The organism is Lentzea sp. NPDC055074, from assembly GCF_053608005.1.
In genome coordinates this window covers 46,434-64,438 of the sequence record NZ_JBSGUQ010000017.1, presented here as the reverse complement: position 1 = coordinate 64,438, position 18,005 = coordinate 46,434, and the positions used below count along the sequence as shown (strand labels likewise).

Here is an 18,005-nt window from a genome sequence, read left to right as displayed (position 1 = left end):
TGCCGGAGAACCCTTGGACTGGGTTCGGTGCTCGGTCCTCCGGTGGTGCTTGCGGCTGGTTCGGGCCAGCCGAGGAGCGACCGTACGTAACCGTCGGCGGGCTCTCCAAATGTTTCGGGCTGTGACGCGCGCCACAGTAACGATGTGGAGCGTTGTGCGGAGGCCACAAAACAGCAGCTCAAAGGGTCCGTTATCGGTCCGTTTCCATTCCGAGATCGGCCGAGATCTATTACGGAAAGTGAGGCGTGGCTCACGCGTGTTGAGCCATCGGGGGCGGTCGTTCACGGCCGAGCGATGGCCTCCGCGGGCGGGCGGAACCGGTCTCGCGGGTGCCGCCGGACGCCATCGGCGGGACTGCGGATCTGAGGGCCGGCGGCTGCTCGATGATGTCGCCATGAGCAAGGAGTCCCGCCAGGAGGCGTTGCACCGTTCGTTGCTCGAGAACGCCGGTCAGCCGGTGCTGTTCGGCGACCTCGTCCGCGCGGTGTGGGGTGACGAGCCGCCGGGGCAGCCGCTGCCCGCGTTGCGCAGCCTCGTGCGCCGGCTGCGGCGGTCGGTCGAGGACGAGATCGTCACCGACGTCTCCGGCTACCGGATCGTCGTGCGCCGGCCCGGGCCCGCCCAGCTGCCCGCGGACCTGCCGGACTTCGTCGGGCGGGAGGACGAGCTCACGGCGCTCGCCGGGTCGGACGCCCCGGTACTCGCGATCACCGGCCCGCCCGGCGTCGGCAAGACCGCGCTCGCGGTGCGGCTCGCGCACCGGATCCGCGACCGGTTCCCCGACGGTCAGCTCCACGTCGACCTGCGCGGGTTCGCGACCGGCCCGGCGGTGACGGTCGAGCAGGCGCTCGGCCGGTTCCTGCGCGCGCTGGGCGTCGCGCCCGCGAACGTCCCGGTCGACCTCGAAGAGCAGGTCGCTCTCTACCGCGCGAAGCTCCAGGGCCGCCGCGTGCTCGTGGTGCTCGACAACGCCACCGGACTGAGCCCGCTCGTGCCGGACGTCGAGGGCTGCAAGGCCATCGTGACCAGCAGGAACGAACTGCCGGGCCACACCGTGCTCGACGTGCTGGCCGACGACGAGGCCGGCGCGCTGCTCGACCGGCTGAAGATCGACGGCGCGGCGGACGATCGGGCCGAGTTGATCAGGCTGTGCGCGAACCTGCCGCTGGCGCTGCGCATCGCGGGCGCGCACCTCGTCGACCGCCACCTGCCCGACTACCTCGCCGACCTGCGCGGAGACGGCAGGCTGGACGCGCTGGAGATCGAGGGCGACGCGGCGGTCCGGGCAGCGTTCGCGTTGTCCTGCAAGGCTTTGCCGGAGGACGCACGCCGCCTTTTCGGGCTGCTGAGCGTGCATCCCGGTGCCGACTTCGACGTGGAGGACACCGCCGCGCTAGGTGGCCTGTCAACGGAGGAAACCGCACGTCTGCTCGGAGTGCTGCTGCGTGCCGGGCTCGTGCAGCGGTCAGGAGAACAGTTCGCGCTGCACGACCTGATCCGGCTCTTCGCCTCGGAACAGGTGGGCGAGGACGGACCGCCGGCGTTGCACCGGCTGCTGTCCTTCTACACGGCTACGGCGTTCAACGCCGCGGAACTGGCGTTCCCCGCCGTCGTGAGACTGGATCCGCTGACGCTCGACGTCGACGGGCTGCGGTTCGCGACCGCGGACGAGGCACGGGCCTGGCTCGACGCCAAACGTGCGGTGCTCGTAACGGCCGTGCAGGTTGCCTCGCACCCGTTCGCGAGTCATCTCGGTGACTCGATGCGCGGCTACCTCGTCTACGGCGGCTACCGGACGGAGTCGAACGCGGTGCTGACCGCGGGGCTGAGGACGGCACGGGCGGCGGGAGACGTCGTGTGCGAGACGGCGGTTCTCAACGGGTTCGGCCAGCTGCGCTGGCTGCTGGGTGCGTACGGCGAGGCCCTGGAGACGTTCGGCGCGGCGGCTCGGCTGACCACCTCGGACCGCCTGAAGACCATGATCTTCAACAACATGGGCCTGGTGAGGAGGGACATGGGCGACCTCGCGGGCGCACTCGCGGACCTGGGGGAGGCGCTGCGCCTCGTGTCGGACGACCCGGTCCTGCTCACGAACCTGCTGACCAACATCGGCACCGTCCACGGCGCCCGCGCGGAGCTGCGCAAGGCGATCGAGCACTTCGAAGAGGCCAGACGGCTTTCGGAGGAACACGGGTTCCTCACCAAGGTCGTCATCAACGTCGAGAACATCGGTATCGCCCACCGCGAGCTCGGTGAGTTCGACCAAGCCCGTCTGCGGCTCGAGGAGGCGCTGACGCGGTACCGGGAGATCGGCTCGCACATGGACGAACCGAACGTGCTGGCCAACCTCGCGGGAATCGCCGCGCAGACCGGTGACCACGAGCAGGCGCGGGTGTTGGCCCGACAGTGCCTGGAGTCCGCGCGGGACGTCGATGACGCACGGGTCGAGGTCGAGGCGCTGGTCCTTCTGGAAGACCTCGACACGGCCATCGCACTGGCGAACCAGATCGGCTACCCGGTGGGACGGCACAAGGCGCAGCTGAAGCTCGCGCGGCACGACCGCACGCTCGCCGAAGAGCTGGTGAAGGACGTGCGGGACAGCGGTGACCTGCTGATGGAATCGCAGGCGGTGCTCGCGCTGGCCGAGGCCAGTGGTGACCAAGAGCTGGCTGTTGAAGCACTCGAGCTGGCGCAGGCGCGCGAACAGGGCGCTGTGGTGGCTCGTGCGGAGGCGTTCCTCGCGGAGCGTCAGCCGCCCGCGAACGGGGGCAGCACGTCCAGCTGAGACCCGGCGGGCACGCGCGTCGAGGTGTCGCGCACCGCGACGCCGTCGAGCAGGAAGCTCGACGCCGCCAGGACCTTGCCGAGTTTCGAGCCGTGGCGTTCACCGATGGCGCTGACCACGAGCGCCACGGTCGGCTCGGCGGTGTCGAGCAGCAGGTCCTCGTCGGCCACCCCGGCCGCGGCCCGCGCACCCGCGAAGTAGCGGATGTTCACGGCGGTGCTCACTGTCATCCTCCGATGGAGCTCATGGGGCGGTCGGGCTGCGAGAAGCCCGCGTCGTTGATGCCGTGACCGGCCGCCTTGGCCCACATCGTGGCGCGCCAGGCGTCGGCGATCGCGGCGTCGGGGGAGCCGTCGCGCAGCAGCGCGCGCAGATCGGTCTCGCCGTTGCTGAACAGGCAGTTGCGGATCTGGCCGTCCGAGGTGAGCCGGGTCCGGTCGCAGGCGGCGCAGAACGGCCTGGTCACCGAGGCGATCACGCCGACGACCGCAGGGCCGCCGTCGACCAGCCAGCGCTCGGCCGGGGCACCTCCGCGCGGGACCTCCGAGGGCGTCAGCGTGAACGCGGACGAGAGCTTCGTGAGGATCTCGTCGGCCGTGACCATGTTCGTGCGCGTCCAACCGTGCTGCGCGTCCAGCGGCATCTGTTCGATGAACCGCAGCTGGTAGCCGTTCTCGACGCAGAACCGCAGCAGCGGGACGGCCTCGTCCTCGTTCATGCCGCGCATCAGCACCGAGTTGACCTTCACCGGCTCCAGCCCGGCCTCGCGGGCGGCGTCGAGGCCGTCCAGCACGTCGGTGATGCGGTCGCGCCTGGTCAGCGTCGCGAACCGGTCCGGGTCGAGGGTGTCGAGCGAGACGTTGATCCGGTTCAGGCCGGCGTCCTTCAACGACCGGGCGCGCCGCGAGAGCCCGATGCCGTTCGACGTCATCGACATGCGCGGACGCGGTTCGAGCTCGGCCGTCGCGGCGATGACCTGCTCGAGGCCCCGCCGCAGCAACGGCTCGCCGCCGGTGAACCTGATGTCCGTGACGCCCAGGTCGACCACGGCGATGCGCATCAGCCGGATCAGCTCGGCGTCGGTGAGCAGCTCGTCCTTCTGCAGCCAGTCGAGGCCCTCGGCGGGCATGCAGTAGGTGCAGCGCAGGTTGCACCGGTCGGTCAGCGAGACCCGCAGGTCCTTCGCCACCCGTCCGAACCTGTCGACGAGCGCGGGCGTGTCCGGACGTGCGGACGCGTCCGGCGTGCCGCGCACGAGGGGGATGCCCAACTCCACTGCTGTCACCTTATTTAGCTTAATGAACAACTCGTTGTAGATGACTCCACAAACGAGGTTTCTCACGTTCCGCCCGTTTGGAGCACCCCACAAGGAATTGTCTTACTGGCTAAGATGTTCGACATGGAACCAGAAGTGCTGGAGAGGTTCACCTGGTACATGAGGGAGCAGAGCGCGCTCACCGTCATGTTCCACGCGCGGGTCGCCGAGCAGATGGGCCTCTCCGCGACCGACGAGAAGTGCCTCGATCTCGCCATGCGGGCGGAGGGTCCGCTCACGGCGGGCCGCCTCGCCGACCTCTCCGGCCTCTCCACCGGTGCCGTCACGGGTGTCATCGACCGCCTCGAACGTGCCGGATATGTCCGTCGTGTCCGCGACCCGCACGATCGCCGCAAGGTTCTGGTCGAGGTCACGGTGGGGGACGTCGACAAGTTCGGTGCGCCGTTCGAGAAGGCGCGCGACAGCCTCGTAGAGGTGCTCGGGCACTTCGGCGAGGCCGAGCTCGACGTGATCGAGCGTTATCTCCAGCTCCAGATCGAGACGTTTCGCAAGCGCGTCATCGATACTTAGGCCCATGTGGCACTACTTGATGGACATGGACGGCGTCCTCGTGCACGAGGAGCACCTCATCCCCGGAGCGGACGAGTTCGTCGCGGAGCTGCGGGCGTCGGAGACCCCGTTCCTCGTGCTCACGAACAACTCCATCTACACGCCACGGGACCTGCGCGCGCGTCTGCACCGCACGGGCCTCGACATCCCGGAGAAGTCCATCTGGACCTCCGCGCTGGCGACGGCCAAGTTCCTCGACTCGCAGCGCCCGAACGGCTCGGCGTTCGTCATCGGCGAGGCCGGCCTCACCACGGCGCTGCACGAGATCGGCTACACGCTGACCGACCGCGACCCGGACTACGTCGTGCTCGGCGAGACCCGCACGTACAGCTTCACCGCGATCACCAAGGCCATCCGCCTGGTCGAGGAGGGCGCGAAGTTCATCGCGACCAACCCCGACGCCACCGGCCCGTCGCGCGAGGGCTCGCTGCCCGCGACCGGCGCCGTGGCGGCGTTGATCGAGCGCGCCACCGGACGTGAGCCGTACTACGTCGGCAAGCCGAACCCGTTGATGATGCGCTCGGCCCTGCGGGCGCTCGGCTCGCACTCCGAGCAGGCGTTGATGATCGGCGACCGGATGGACACCGACGTGCGGTCGGGCCTGGAAGCGGGCCTGTCGACCATCCTCGTGCTGTCCGGCGTCTTCAGCGCCGAGAGCGCGGAGATGTACCCGTACCGCCCGACGCGCGTGCTGAAGTCGATCGCGGAGCTCGTCGGTCACTCTGCGGACCCGTTCGGAGACTGGGCCGCCGTCTAGCTTCTGCGCGTTGGCGAGCAGGTGGGCGCGCAGAGCAGCGCGTCCGCGTGGTCCGGGTTCAGGCGGTAGACGAACTCGGGACGCCCGTGTCCGGGTCCGACGTCGCGCAGTAGGTAGCCAGCCTGGAACAGTTCGGTCAGCGGGGTTCGCAGGCTCGTGCGTTCGCTCCAGACCTTGTCTAGCAAGGACTTGACGGTGAACGACTCCTTCGGACTTTCGTACACAGCCCACAGGACCTGTTGGTAGGCCCTGCGGGCAGGCAAGGACGATACTGGGTGGGGCTTCTCCGGCGGTTGCCGGGGGAACTCGCGGCCGTCGACGAGTACGAGAGCCAGGAGTCTGCCGAGGCGCGGTGTGCAAAGGACGCGGACGAACTGGAGATGCTCCTGCAGGCGGTCGAGTACCGGGACGTCGGTGTTGCGAGGGTCGACGGGTGGATCGACTCCGCGCTCAAGGGCGTCCGGACGGAGGCCGCGCGCAGGATCGCCGAGGCTGCCTTGGCGATTTCCCCGCTGGCCTGGCAGGACCGTTCAACCGGGATGAACGCTGAAGCGCGAGGGTTCATGGCCGAACTCGTCGGTCACTCGGCGGACCGTTGGGCGACTGGGCCGGCGGACGGGCGAAAGACCCGTGGACGCACGAAGGCGGGACACCGGGACCTGCTCCCGACGCCCCGCCCACCGAGTGGAGAGGGGTGGCCAGGGCGACTGCCCCGGCCACCCGGTCACCAGGCTTCGATCTCACCGAACTGCAGGTAGTGGTCACCGAAGGCGTCCGCGCCGAACCCGGTCCCGGTGATCTTGAGGTAGCGGGTCGTCGAGGTCGGGATCGGGAAAGACCGGCCAGGCAGTCCGGGAGTCGCCATGCCCGCCCCGGTTGCCACCGTGGTCCAGGTCTGACCGTCACCGGACACCTCGATGGTGACGCCGGACGGGAAGCCGGAACGGCCGTCGAGCTGGTCGGTCCTGGGCAACAGGTCCACCCGGTTGACCGCGGTCGGTGCGGCGAGATCGACGGTGACCGACTCGCTGCGGCCCGCGGGCCCGATAGGGCTGCTCCACCCGGCGGCGCCGTTGCCGGTGCTGACGCGGATCCCGTCGGTGGCGTTGCGACGACCCCACCCTGGCGGCGCTTCGATCGAGCCGGCCGAGGACACGGTCTTGCCGGTGGCCAAGCTCGCGCCGTGGACCTCGATTTCGGCGAACTGCATGCGGTAGTGCCCGTTGTCGTCGGTGCTGAGGTTGGTGCCGGTGATCTTCAGGTAGCGGCCTGACTTCCCGGCCAGGCTGAACTCCTGGGCGCCTGCGCCCGGCTTGCCGAAACCGGTTCGGGTGAGCGCCGTCGTCCAGTTCTGACCGTTGTCGGAGACCGCGATCGTGAAGTCACGCGGGAAACCCGTGCCGGTGGCGGCACCATCGGAACGCGGGTAGAGGTCCACCCGGCTCAGCGGCTGGGAGCGGCCCAGGTCGACCGTCAGCCACTCCTCGTGGTTCACGGTGAGGTTGTTGTTGCTGCTCCAGCCTGACGAGTCCGAGGTGCTCGTGCGAACACCGTCGACCACCGCCGCGGTGCTCCACTGCGGAATCCCGCCGACGGTGCTGGAAGCGACGACCGACTTGCCCTGGACCGAATTCGGAACGTAGGCCTCGATTTCGGCGAACTGCATGCGGTAGTGCCCGATGTCGTCGGTGCTGAGGTTGGTGCCGGTGATCTTCAGGTAGCGGCCTGACTTCCCGGCCAGGCCGAACTCCTGAGCGCCTGCGCCCGGCTTGCCGTAGCCGGTGCGGGTGACCGCGGTCGTCCAGTTCGTACCGTCATCGGACACCGCGATCGTGAAGTCACGCGGGAAACCCGCACCCGTACCGGTGCTGTCGGAACGCGGGTAGAGGTCTACCCGGCTCAGCGGCTGGGAACGGCCCAGGTCGACCGTCAGCCACTCCGTGTGGTTCGTGGTGAGGTTGCCGTCGCTGCTCCAACCGGAGGAAGCCGAGGTGCTCGTGCGAACGCCGTCGACGACCGCCGACGTGGTCCACGTGGGACTGCCCCCGTAGCTGCTGGAAGCGGTCACCACCCTGTCCTGCGCCAGGTTGGCGTTGGCCTGCCCGAGTTGCCCGATCCAGCCGGCGAGGTCGTCCACCCGCGACTCGGTGCTGCCTTGACGCGTCTCGGTCACACCGAGGCAGCCGTGCTGCCACGAGGTGGAGTTGATGGCGACCAGTTCGACCCGGCCGGCGGTCTCGCGGAACGCCGGGCCGCCCGCGTCACCCTTGCAGGTGTCCGCACCGGCGGCGTTGCCGAGGGCGAGGGTGGTGGCGGTGGCGGCCCCGGCGGTGAACTCGGTGACGGCGAGCCGGTCGGGCACCCACGTGGTCGCGGTGCGGCCGTAGCCCGCGACGCGCAGGGTCTCTCCCGCGCTCGGCGCGGTGGTGCTCACCGGAATCGGGGCGATGTCGTTGATGATCGTGTCGAGCCTGGCCAGCACCACGTTCCGGTCCACGCGCGGTACGAGGTCGGTGACCTTGGCCACCCGGCCCGCGGTGCCCGCGAGGTTGGTCCGCCCGATGGTGACGGTGGTGGGCTTTGCCGGAGCACCGGCCCGTTGGGCGTTCTCGGGGAAGCAGGAGCGGGCGGTGACGATCCACTGCGGGTCGATCAGGGCGCCGGTGCACGCTCGGCCCTCGATCTCCACCTTCGCGACGAACTGGTACGTGCCGTCCGGAACGGGCGTGCCGACCGAAGCGGCTTGAGCCGATCCGGTGACGAGCAGACCGCCCGCGAGCGCGGTTGCCGCCAAGGCAGCGATTCTTCTGTCCTGCAATGACATTGGTTGAACCCTCACGTGTTTGTGAGCGACGTTTAGTCGCAGAAATGAAATAATCGACCGATCACCTGATTTCGAATTAGGCAAAAGAACGCAGTTCGACCAGAGCGGCCATACCCTCCTCGGGGTGGATGGTCTCGCCGACCGGGGTCAGGGTGCCGGGCTGAATGGTGTATTCACGCTTGACCTCCTGGCCGTCGACCTTGGCGGTCAGGAGGGCCTTGATCTTGAGGCTGCCCGCCTTGATGAAGTACGTCGAGGGAATCTCCAAAGCCAGATATCCATCGCGGCCGGTGACCCTGAAGCAGGCGATGTGGTCAGGCGTGGTAATGCTGTCGCTCTCGACGGTGAGCAGGTCGCCACCCACCGCGCAGTCCACCCAGTAAATCCTGCCGTCACCCTTCTTCAAGGTGATGCCGATCGCTGCGGCAGCCTCCTTGTTCGGGTGCTCGAAGTCCTCGATGAGTGACGACTGGCCCGTCGGTTCGTCAGAGGCGGCGGCACCAACGTTCAGCGCAATCGCGGTCGTCGCCAGGATCGCGGCGGCACTCAACACGCCTACACAGGCAACAGTCAAAGTCGAACGCATGAAAAAGAACCCCCCAGTGCAGGCACGGACAAAAGTACGATAAAACAAGATCAACAAAGGGCTGTGCAACTGCGGAAGCGCATGACAAGCAACGCCTTACACTTTGTTGAACCCCCAGCCCAGCCCCCACGTCAAGCAGGAAGATACGCCTTGACGATTCGCGCGTCAATGCTAAGGTGGCGCGAACTTTCCCGGAGTAGCGAAGAACACGGGGCTCTCGTCATCCGGATGGCTTCTCGGGGGAAGCGTTGACAATTGGGGGATTTGTGGACGACAACGTCCGTATAGCTTTGTCGCGCGCAAGTACCGCGCGCGTTACCGTAATTCTCGTCACCATCATGGCCTTGGTCGCCGCGATTCTCGGCACCTCCGCCACCGTGACCCCGCCACGAGCAACTGCCCAAGCCGCCCTCGACGACCGGGCCGTGGCCGTCGAACTGCTCAAGACCGGCGGCCGAGCCACGAAGAGCGCCGCCGAAGCCGCGCTCCTGGGCTCCGACGACCAACTCCGCGAGTTCGTCGCCACCGGCCAACACGCCGCCATCGCCCACGACAACCGCCTCAAGGCCGGCCAGATCATGGCCGTTTCGGGTCGGCGGGTGCGCGAAGCCGCCCAGGCCGCGCTCGGAGGCACCCCGGAGGACGTCCGGAAGTTCCTGGCCGGAGGCTGGCAGGAACCGCACCGCCTCGACCTCCGGGCCAAGGTCGGCGAGATCATGGCGGCCAACGGCCCCACCACCCAGCGCGCCGCCCAGGCAGCGCTGGAGGGCACCGCAGAGGACGTCCTCAAGTTCATCGCCGCCGGCCAGTACTCCCCGGCCGTCATCGACCGCCGCAAGAAGGTCGGCGGGATCATGGCCAACGGCGGCACGGAGGTCAACAAGGCCGCCCAGATCGCCCTCAGCGGCAGCGACGACGACGTTCAGGAATTCCTCGCGACCGGCCAGCACACGGCACGGGCCAGGGACAACGAACAGGCCAGCATCACCGAACTGGTCAACCTCGCCAAGGCGGCGGGCACGGAGGCCGCCCTCGAGACCGAAGCCGCCAAGGAGGCCTCCGCACGAGCCGTCGCAGCGGCCGAACAGGCAAAGCAGGCAGCACTCGTGGCCGCGGCCGAAGCCGCCGCGGCGAAGGACGACGCCGCTGCGGCAGCGGCCGCCGCCGGACGGGCAGCCGACTTCGCCAGCCGCGCCGCCAGCGCCGCACAGGAAGCCGTCGCCGCCGCCAACTCCGCCAACAACGCCGCCCGCGTCGCCTCCAACGCCGCGATGCAGGCAGCCGCAGCGGCCTCAGCCGCCGCGCAGGCGGCCTCCGACGCCCGCGGTGCCGCCGCGGACGCCGCGACCGACGCGAACCAGGCCGCCAACGCCAGGATCGCCGCGCAAAAGGCACGAGACGTCGCCGCAGGTGCACGCCTCGCCGCGGACGCGTCCAAGGCCGCGGGCGAGGCCGCCTCGCAGGCCGCGGGCGCCGCCCGGTCCGCGTCGAGCGCGGGTGCCAACGCCGACCGGGCAGCCTCGGCCGCCGAGGACGCCGCCAACCAGGCCGGCGTGTCCGGCGCGGAAGCCGAGCGCGCCCGCCGCGCCGCGGCCGACGCCCACAGGTTCGCCGCACAGGCCAACCGGGCCGCCACCAACGCCGAATCACTGGCCAACCAGTCGGCCAAGGCCGCCGGAGACGCCTACCGCGCCGCGATCCGCGCCGCCGAACACGCCGAGAACGCCGCCAGGGCCGCGGACGAGGCCGCCGCCCACGCCGGGGAGGCCGACAAGGCCGCCACGGAGTCGGAAAAGCACGCCATAGCAGCACAAGAAGCAGCCGCCGTTGCCACCCAAGCCGCCGAACTCGCCGACCAGGTCGAGAAGAACGCCCGCACGGCGGACAGCAACCGTCTGCAGTTGCTGCAGGACGAGGGCGTAGCAGCCGCGGAGAAGGCCAAGGCCGCGCTGGAGAACAAGGCCGCCTGGGAGGCAGGTGAGGCCTCCCGGATCGACCAGGAGACCCAGCGGTTCCTGGATCAGGCCACCGCGCCGAACGCCGACTCCGCCACGATGCTGAGCAATGGACGGCAGGCCGCTCTGCGGCTGCGCAACACAGGCGGCCCGTGGACCCAGTCCGCCGCGGAGATGGTGTTGTCCGGTGGCGAGCCGGAAATGCTCGACTACCTGGAAACCGGCCGAGAAGAGGCGGCGGAGGAGGACGACCGGGCGAGGGTTCGCTACCTGGCGGAATCCACGCCCGTCGAACAGCAGAAGATCGCCGCTCAGCAAGCCTTCCTCGGTGACGGCGACGATGTTCGCGAGTTCCTGAAGACGCAGTACTACGACGGCAAGGTCATCGACGACCGCAAAAAGGTCGGCCTGATCATCTCCAAGGGCGGCCCGGCCACCCAGCGGGCGGGCCAGAAGGCGCTTGAAAGCACACCGGAGGCCGTACGGGAGTTCCTCGCCGTCGGCCAGTACGACTCGGCGGCTCTCGACGACCGGATGAAGATCGGCGAGATCATCAGCGCCGGTGGTCCGGAGACCCGGACCGCCGGCCAGATCGCGTTGGCCGGGCCGCGTCAGTACGCGAGGGATTTCGTCCAGACCGGCCAGTTCAAGGCCGCGCAGCGCGACTCGCTGAACGCGTCGCACATCGCTGCGGTTCGCAGGCTGGTGGCGGAGGCGGCCCGCATCGCCGCGACCGCGCGGGAGAACGCGGCGGAAGCCTCTCGGGTTGCCGCGGTGGCCCGCAACGCGGCTGACCAGGCCGCGCAGTGGGCGGAGAGGGCTCGGCAGTCGGCCACCGAAGCTGCGGAGTACGCCAGACAAGCCCAGCAGTCCGCGAAGGACGCGCAAGCCTCCGCAGACCAGGCAGCGGAGTCTGCCCGATCAGCACGTGCAGCGGCCGATGCAGCCGCACGGGACGCGGAGGCGGCGACGCTGTCCGCGACCAAGGCGGAGGGTTCAGCTGCGCAGGCACGGGCTTCGGCGGCGGACGCGGCGAGTTCCGCGCAGGCCGCGAAGGCTTCCGAACTCGCTGCCGGCCGCGATGCCGCATTGGCACAGGAGGCGGCCGACGACGCGTACGAGATCGCCAAGACCAAGCAGCAGGACGAGCAACGGGCAGTAGCCGGTGGGCCACTCACCCCGCAAGAGCAGTCCGACCTCATGGCTACCTGCAACGGCGACCAAGCCTGCGTCGACAAGTACAACAAGGCTGTCGCCGACGCGAACCTGAGCTTGGTCGACTTCCTGAAGCAGGAAGGCGCCGAGATCATCCTGGAGATGATCGGCTACAACGACGCGGTCAAGTGCTTCACCCAGGGCGACGTCGAAGCGTGCATCTGGACCGCGATCAACGCGCTGAGCATGGTCAATCCGATCGGCTTGCTCGCCAAGGGCGGCAAGTTGGTCGCCGCGATCGCCAAGATCGCAGGCAAGGTCGGCAAGTTCCTCAAGCGGTCCGAGGAAGCGAAGTCCGAGGTCAAGGCCGGCCGGGAGGCCATCCACGAGGCCATGAGGGCCTGCAAGCTCAAGGTGATCGGCAGCAGCTTCGCGCCGACAACACGCGTTCTCATGGCCGACGGCACAACCAAAGCGATCAAGGACGTGGTGGTCGGTGACCAGGTCGCCGCAACCGACCCGGAAACCGGCAAGCTGGCAGGCCGCCCAGTCGGTTCGATCATCAGTGGTAGCGACCTCAAGCAGATGGTGTCCATCACCGTCGGCGACGACACCAGGTCCGGCTCCGTCGAGGCGACCGGCAATCACCCGTTCTGGGTAGTCGAGCGACAGCAGTGGGTGGATGCCGGGGACATCAAGCCCGGTGAGCACCTGCAGGAGCCGGACAGCAAACCGGCCAAGGTCGTCGACGTCCGGTCGTACACGCAGGTCATGCAGGTCTACAACCTCACGGTCGAGGGCCTGCACACCTACTACGTGGTGGCCGGGGACATCCCGGTACTGGTCCACAACGCAGGCAAAGATCGCTTCAGCTACCTCGATCGGCCCGGATACAGTAACTACGTGCTGAAGGACGCCGACGGCAAGATCTACTACTCCGGGATGTTCGGTGGGAAGCAAACGCAAGCCACGGTGGAAAAGCGCCACTCCAGGAACCGGAACCGTTATTCGCCCGCTGATGGCGACACTATCGAGGTTCAAGCGGACAAGCGGACCTACGGCGAGTCGCGACTGTTGGAGCAACGCCTGTCGGAGAAGCACGGCACCTATATCGGCCGCGACGGCGACAACTATCGCGGAAATCGACAGAATCCTCTGGTTGAAGAGAAACGCCCCGAGTACGAAGGCTACGAAAAGCGGCTGAAGCAGATCGCAGGCGAGGGGTGCCCGTGAGTCCTCAAGCGTTGTCTGAAGTGGAACTCGAAGAGGCATTGGAGCTGTTCGGCAGGGTTGTCGATGCATTTTCCGATGAGGAAAGGGGAAGCCCGAGCCTGGGCGAGTTCCTTGAGATCGCAGGTTCTTCAGAGCCGGCCAACAGCGCGTTCTCGTTCCCTTTGGTATTCAAGGCCAAGATCGCCGGGAATCGTCTCTACAAGGCGAACCTATCCGAACGCGTTTCCGGACTGAATGACAACACCTTCAACGAGGCGGCCGAACTGCTGGCCTTCCTGATCGAGCACGCCGACTCGGACAGTGACCAACCCGCTTCACCGTCTGATGTGGCAGGCCACCTTCTCCAAGTCCTGCAGGCAGCCAAATTCTCGTTTTCCGACATCAGCAGCGAGAACGTGGTGGACCTGACAGTGAAGGTGCCGAAACGGTTCGCCAAGGCCAAGCGGGGAGACGTGGTGGCGATTCCGGCAGCAGAGCACGGGTACCACCTGGCCGTAGTGCTGTCGGACGACCAGGCCGGCCTGGCTCTCGGGCTCTTGAAAGGCGTGTTCTCGGCGCCACGAGTCGGTCGTGTCGACCAGCATCTGGCCCGGCACATCCCGGTCTACACCGGCGACGGATTGATCAAGAACGGAACCTGGCGCGTCGTCGGCCACAACGAGGTGCTGCTCGACCTGTTCCCCGATCCGCCGGAACTCTACTGGGGTGCGGTTACCGCCTTCGGTGATCGGTTCGGAGACTACGGAGCCGCAGGGGTTGTCGGTGAACCGAAACGTCTCATCGGCAAAGCCGAAGCAGAGGTAGTTGGCCTGCTGAACAATACCTATCGGCAAACCTACGTCGACGAGTATTTCCAAAAGGTGCTCAATGAAGGCCGTTTCGACAACGGGCCGTTGCCGGGAACCTTCAGGTAGCCTGCCTGCCTCTTTCCGCTCACGACCCTAATCGGGCAGCATCTGCCGTCGACCGCAGAAGCAGTTCGGCCCCGGTTCCCCACAGGAACCGGGGCCGTTCGTTTGACTTGCGGGCGTTGGACGGGGGTTCAGCGCCCAAGCGCGGCAATGAGGTCGCACGCGTCTTGATGGGTGTCCGGCACCCGTTCTGGGTACCCGGCGAAGCTCGCCGAGTTCGAAACGGCCATGCGAGCGCACATGACCGCGCCGGACACGAAGATCTACCGGTTCAACTAGCGCAACCAAGGTCAGGCGATCGGCTTCATCGATCCGATGACCAAGCTCATGGTCATGTTGCGCACTGGCGGAAGCTTTTGGGCTGCCTACCAGCTGAAGATTTTCAAGAAGATGGACAAGGACATACCCGACAGGACGATCTCGGTCTACGACCAGTTCGCCAGCGTCATCGACAAGGGGTTCCTCTGGTGACCGATCGAGCCGGGCCGGCCGGTGCCGCGGGGTTGTCGGACGTCCTGTTCGGCGGTGCGGCGAGCTTCAGCCCTGCCTGGTTGAGCCGGTTGGACGGGATCGTGGTTCCGTTCGCGTCCCCCGCCCACATCGACCGCAGACTCGCCGACGTGCTCTACGCGGGCGCGAAAGCGGTCCGGGTGGACTGGGGGAGTGGCCGGACGGCTCAGCGAGGATCACCGGGACGACGCGCTCGTGCCGGTGTCGCTGAGGGATTCGGCTGCTCTGGTGGCTGCCACGTGGCGGGGCACCGACTTCGCGGTGGCACTACCTGACCTGACGGCGGCGCTGGTGGTCACCACCGACGGGTACTCGCTGCTCGGCGGCTCCCCTGCCTTCGTCCAGGGAGCCGTCATCGGAGGAGGTGTCGATGACGCCAGGGCTCAATTCGGCCGTGTCGCCAAGAAGCTCGGTGGTGCGCTACCTGGGATCGCGGCCCAGTACCCGCCCCTGCATCGGATATGGGCGACCGTGCATGACGCCGAACCCGGATCGGCCGTGTCCGAGCAGATCGCCTTGATGACCGCGGTCGTCGCCGGCGAGATTTCTCCGCCTGCTTTCGCCTCTAAGTGGATGGACGCGTCGAGGCGGGAACTGCACCACGGCGAACGAGTGGGCGGCGCGCTGGGCCTCGCCCTGCACGATGTCTTCTTCGTCATCGAGGACTACGCCGAACCGGACCTCTGGCAGCCCGGTGACCTGAACGACGAAGAACTGGTGGTCAAGGTCCGCGAAGCTCTGGCTTTGCTGGACCTGTAGGCCCGAACACACCTGCGGGGGTCGCGTTTCGCGGCCCCCGCAGGTGTGTGTTCACCGCTTGCCGCGTGGCGCGGGTGGGCAGGTCGCTCGCACGTCGGCAGCGCTGAATCAGGCCGAACACTGACGCGCGAGGGTTCATCACCTATCGTCGCGGAGGTGGACACGGATCGTCGGCCGATGTACGTCGTTGGTGACGTGCACGGGCACCTCTCGGAACTGATCAGAGCCCTGCACGTCGCCGAACTGTGCGACGAGGAGGGGCACTGGGTCGGTGGCGAGGCCGAGCTCTGGTTCCTCGGCGACTTCGTGGACCGCGGGCCCGACGGGGTGGGCGTGATCGACCTGGTCATGCGCCTCGGTGACGAGGCCGTCCAGGCCGGTGGGTCGGTCAGCTCGTTGATCGGCAACCACGAGGTGCTGCTGCTCGGCATGCACCGGTTCGGGGACGAGCAGGTGCCCGACAGCCTCGGGCCGCGGTCGTTCGCGCGGAGCTGGCTGCTCAACGGCGGCCTGCGCAGCGACCAGGACCGGCTGACCGACGAGCACGTCGAGTGGCTGACGACGCGGCCCGTGCTGAAGCTGCGCGACGACCACCTGCTGATGCACTCCGACACCGTGGCCTACCTCGAATGGGGGGCCTCGATCGAAGAGGTCAACGAGTCGGTCCGGCAGGTCCTCAAGGGCGACGACCTCGTCGACTGGTGGGAGTGCTGGCGCAAGATGACGACCCGGTACGCGTTCCGGGGCCCGCAGGGGCCCGAGATCGCGGACGAGCTGCTCGCGACCCTCGGCGGCAGCACGATCGTGCACGGGCACAGCGTCATCGCCGACCAGCTCGGGGTGCCGCCGGACCAGATCGACGGGCCCCTCGTCTACGCCGACGACAAGGTGCTGGCGATCGACGCGGGCCTCTACAGCGGTGGTCCGTGCCTGGTCGTCCCCTTGCCATACCGCGAGGCCTGACTACCGTCTGGGGGATGACCTCCAGCTACTCCTCGGGCACGTCCGCCGCCCCGCTGCTGGGCGACACGATCCACGCGAACCTCGCGGCGACGGTCGCGCGCTTCGGCGACCGCGAGGCACTTGTCGACAAAGCCACAGATCGACGGTGGACGTACGCGGAGCTCGCGCAGGAGGTCGACCGAGCCGCCGCCGGGCTGCACTCGCTCGGCGTGCGCAAGGGCGACCGGGTCGGGATCTGGGCGCCGAACTGCGCCGAGTGGGTCTTCGTGCAGTACGCGACGGCCCGGATCGGCGCGATCCTGGTCAACGTCAACCCGGCGTACCGCGTGCACGAGCTGGAGTACGTGCTGAACCAGGCGGGCATCCACACGCTGGTGTCCGCGCGGTCGTTCAAGACGTCGGACTACGCGGCCATGATCGAGGAGGTCCGGCCGCGCTGTTCGGAGCTGGAGCACGTCGTGTTCACCGACGATCCACAGTGGACCGGGGACGAGCTGCCGGACGTCGAGCTGGACCGCGACGACCCGATCAACATCCAGTACACGTCCGGCACCACGGGCTTCCCGAAGGGCGCGACGCTCTCGCACCACAACATCCTCAACAACGGCTACTTCGTCGGCGAGCTGATCGACTACACCGAGCACGACCGCATCTGCGTGGTGCCGCCGTTCTACCACTGCTTCGGCATGGTGATGGGAAACCTGGCCGCCACCAGCCACGGCGCGTGCGTCGTGATCCCGGCGCCCGCGTTCGACCCGGCGAAAACCCTTGCGGCCGTTCAGGAGGAGAGGTGCACGTCGTTGTACGGCGTGCCGACGATGTTCATCGCGATGCTCGACCTGGTCGACGGCTACGACCTGAGCAGCCTGCGCACGGGCATCATGGCGGGCTCGCCGTGCCCGGTCGAGGTGATGAAGCAGGTCGTCGAGCGCATGGGCATGCGTGAGGTCTCCATCTGCTACGGCATGACCGAGACCTCCCCGGTGTCGACGCAGACGCGCACCGACGACTCCCTCGACCGTCGCGTGGGGACGGTCGGCCGGGTCGGCCCGCACCTCGAGGTCAAGATCGTCGACCCGGACACGGGCCGCACGGTGCCACGCGGCGAGCCGGGGGAGCTGTGCACGCGCGGTTACTCGGTGATGCTCGGCTACTGGAACGAACCGGAGAAGACCGCCGAGGCCGTGGACTCCGCGGGCTGGATGCACACCGGCGACCTCGCGGTGATGGACGCCGACGACTACGTCAACATCACCGGCCGCATCAAGGACATGGTCATCCGCGGCGGCGAGAACATCTACCCGCGCGAGATCGAGGAGTTCCTCTACACCCACCCCGACGTGCTCGACGCCCAGGTGATCGGCGTGCCCGACACCCGCTACGGCGAGGAGCTGATGGCGTGGGTGCGGCTGCGCGACGGGGTCTCGGGCCTGACCGCCGAGGCCGTCCGCGAGTTCTGCTCCGGCAAGCTCGCCCACTACAAGATCCCGCGGTACGTGCACGTCGTCGAGGAGTTCCCGATGACGGTCACCGGCAAGATCCGCAAGGTGGAGATGCGGGCGAAGTCGGTCGAGCTGCTCGGCCTCGACGACAGCACGACGCACGCCTAGGTGAACACTGCCCGGCGCCGCCTGTGCACGGAGCGAGTTCGACCGGCGGATCAACGATCACCGCAGGTCAAA

General features: G+C 68.0%; 13 protein-coding genes and 1 pseudogene. 10 read left to right on the top strand and 4 right to left on the bottom strand.

Annotated elements, in window-relative coordinates:
• Positions 1 to 394: 394 nt before the first annotated feature.
• Entirely contained in the window at positions 395 to 2,785 is a 2,391-nt protein-coding gene (locus ACWF7A_RS31865; RefSeq protein ID WP_452254208.1) for a tetratricopeptide repeat protein, read from the top strand.
• On the opposite strand, the gene ACWF7A_RS31860 is transcribed toward ACWF7A_RS31865, so the two are convergent.
• Both ACWF7A_RS31860 and moaA read right to left on the bottom strand, forming a co-directional pair.
• The gene (locus ACWF7A_RS31860) at positions 2,749 to 3,015 is read right to left on the bottom strand and encodes a MoaD/ThiS family protein (protein ID WP_452254207.1); all 267 of its coding nucleotides are present in this window, start codon (positions 3,013 to 3,015) and stop codon (positions 2,749 to 2,751) included. The genes ACWF7A_RS31865 and ACWF7A_RS31860 overlap by 37 nt on opposite strands.
• On the bottom strand, positions 3,012 to 4,070 hold the full coding sequence (gene moaA, locus ACWF7A_RS31855) for a GTP 3',8-cyclase MoaA (protein WP_452254206.1): 1,059 nt from the start codon (positions 4,068 to 4,070) through the stop codon (positions 3,012 to 3,014). The genes ACWF7A_RS31860 and moaA overlap by 4 nt, the downstream gene beginning before the upstream one ends.
• A gap of 114 nt (positions 4,071 to 4,184) precedes the next feature.
• Between moaA and ACWF7A_RS31850 the strand changes: the two genes are divergently transcribed.
• From ACWF7A_RS31850 to ACWF7A_RS31840, 3 genes and pseudogenes are all read left to right on the top strand, one after another.
• Positions 4,185 to 4,631 (top strand): MarR family winged helix-turn-helix transcriptional regulator, encoded by a 447-nt coding sequence (locus ACWF7A_RS31850; RefSeq protein WP_452254205.1) that lies wholly within the window; start codon positions 4,185 to 4,187, stop codon positions 4,629 to 4,631.
• Between the two features lie 4 nt (positions 4,632 to 4,635).
• A complete protein-coding gene (locus tag ACWF7A_RS31845) occupies positions 4,636 to 5,427 on the top strand; it encodes an HAD-IIA family hydrolase (protein WP_452254204.1) in 792 nt (263 codons plus the stop codon).
• Positions 5,428 to 5,738: 311 nt separating this feature from the next.
• Positions 5,739 to 5,957: pseudogene (locus ACWF7A_RS31840) on the top strand (HD domain-containing protein); the annotation flags it as partial.
• A gap of 194 nt (positions 5,958 to 6,151) precedes the next feature.
• Here the strand turns inward: ACWF7A_RS31840 and ACWF7A_RS31835 are convergent.
• Together ACWF7A_RS31835 and ACWF7A_RS31830 are read right to left on the bottom strand one after the other, a co-directional pair.
• The gene (locus tag ACWF7A_RS31835) at positions 6,152 to 8,221 is read right to left on the bottom strand and encodes a discoidin domain-containing protein (RefSeq protein ID WP_452254203.1); all 2,070 of its coding nucleotides are present in this window, start codon (positions 8,219 to 8,221) and stop codon (positions 6,152 to 6,154) included.
• Positions 8,222 to 8,327: 106 nt separating this feature from the next.
• Positions 8,328 to 8,837, bottom strand: a complete 510-nt coding sequence (locus ACWF7A_RS31830; RefSeq protein WP_452254202.1) for a hypothetical protein — start codon at positions 8,835 to 8,837, stop codon at positions 8,328 to 8,330.
• 266 nt (positions 8,838 to 9,103) lie between these two features.
• Between ACWF7A_RS31830 and ACWF7A_RS31825 the strand changes: the two genes are divergently transcribed.
• The 6 genes from ACWF7A_RS31825 to ACWF7A_RS31800 all read left to right on the top strand — a co-directional run bounded on the left by ACWF7A_RS31825 (position 9,104) and on the right by ACWF7A_RS31800 (position 17,933).
• Positions 9,104 to 13,180: a polymorphic toxin-type HINT domain-containing protein gene (locus ACWF7A_RS31825; protein WP_452254201.1), complete on the top strand. Its 4,077-nt coding sequence runs from the start codon at positions 9,104 to 9,106 to the stop codon at positions 13,178 to 13,180.
• Positions 13,181 to 13,200: 20 nt separating this feature from the next.
• Positions 13,201 to 14,094, top strand: a complete 894-nt coding sequence (locus tag ACWF7A_RS31820; RefSeq protein WP_452254200.1) for a hypothetical protein — start codon at positions 13,201 to 13,203, stop codon at positions 14,092 to 14,094.
• A gap of 312 nt (positions 14,095 to 14,406) precedes the next feature.
• The gene (locus ACWF7A_RS31815) at positions 14,407 to 14,562 is read left to right on the top strand and encodes a hypothetical protein (protein WP_452254199.1); all 156 of its coding nucleotides are present in this window, start codon (positions 14,407 to 14,409) and stop codon (positions 14,560 to 14,562) included.
• 192 nt (positions 14,563 to 14,754) lie between these two features.
• Positions 14,755 to 15,360 carry a hypothetical protein gene (locus tag ACWF7A_RS31810; RefSeq protein ID WP_452254198.1) on the top strand — a complete coding sequence of 202 codons (606 nt, stop codon included), beginning with the start codon at positions 14,755 to 14,757 and terminating at the stop codon, positions 15,358 to 15,360.
• A 177-nt stretch (positions 15,361 to 15,537) separates the two neighbouring features.
• Positions 15,538 to 16,323, top strand: a complete 786-nt coding sequence (locus tag ACWF7A_RS31805; protein ID WP_452254342.1) for a metallophosphoesterase — start codon at positions 15,538 to 15,540, stop codon at positions 16,321 to 16,323.
• Between the two features lie 14 nt (positions 16,324 to 16,337).
• Entirely contained in the window at positions 16,338 to 17,933 is a 1,596-nt protein-coding gene (locus tag ACWF7A_RS31800; protein ID WP_452254197.1) for an AMP-binding protein, read from the top strand.
• Positions 17,934 to 18,005 lie beyond the last annotated feature (72 nt).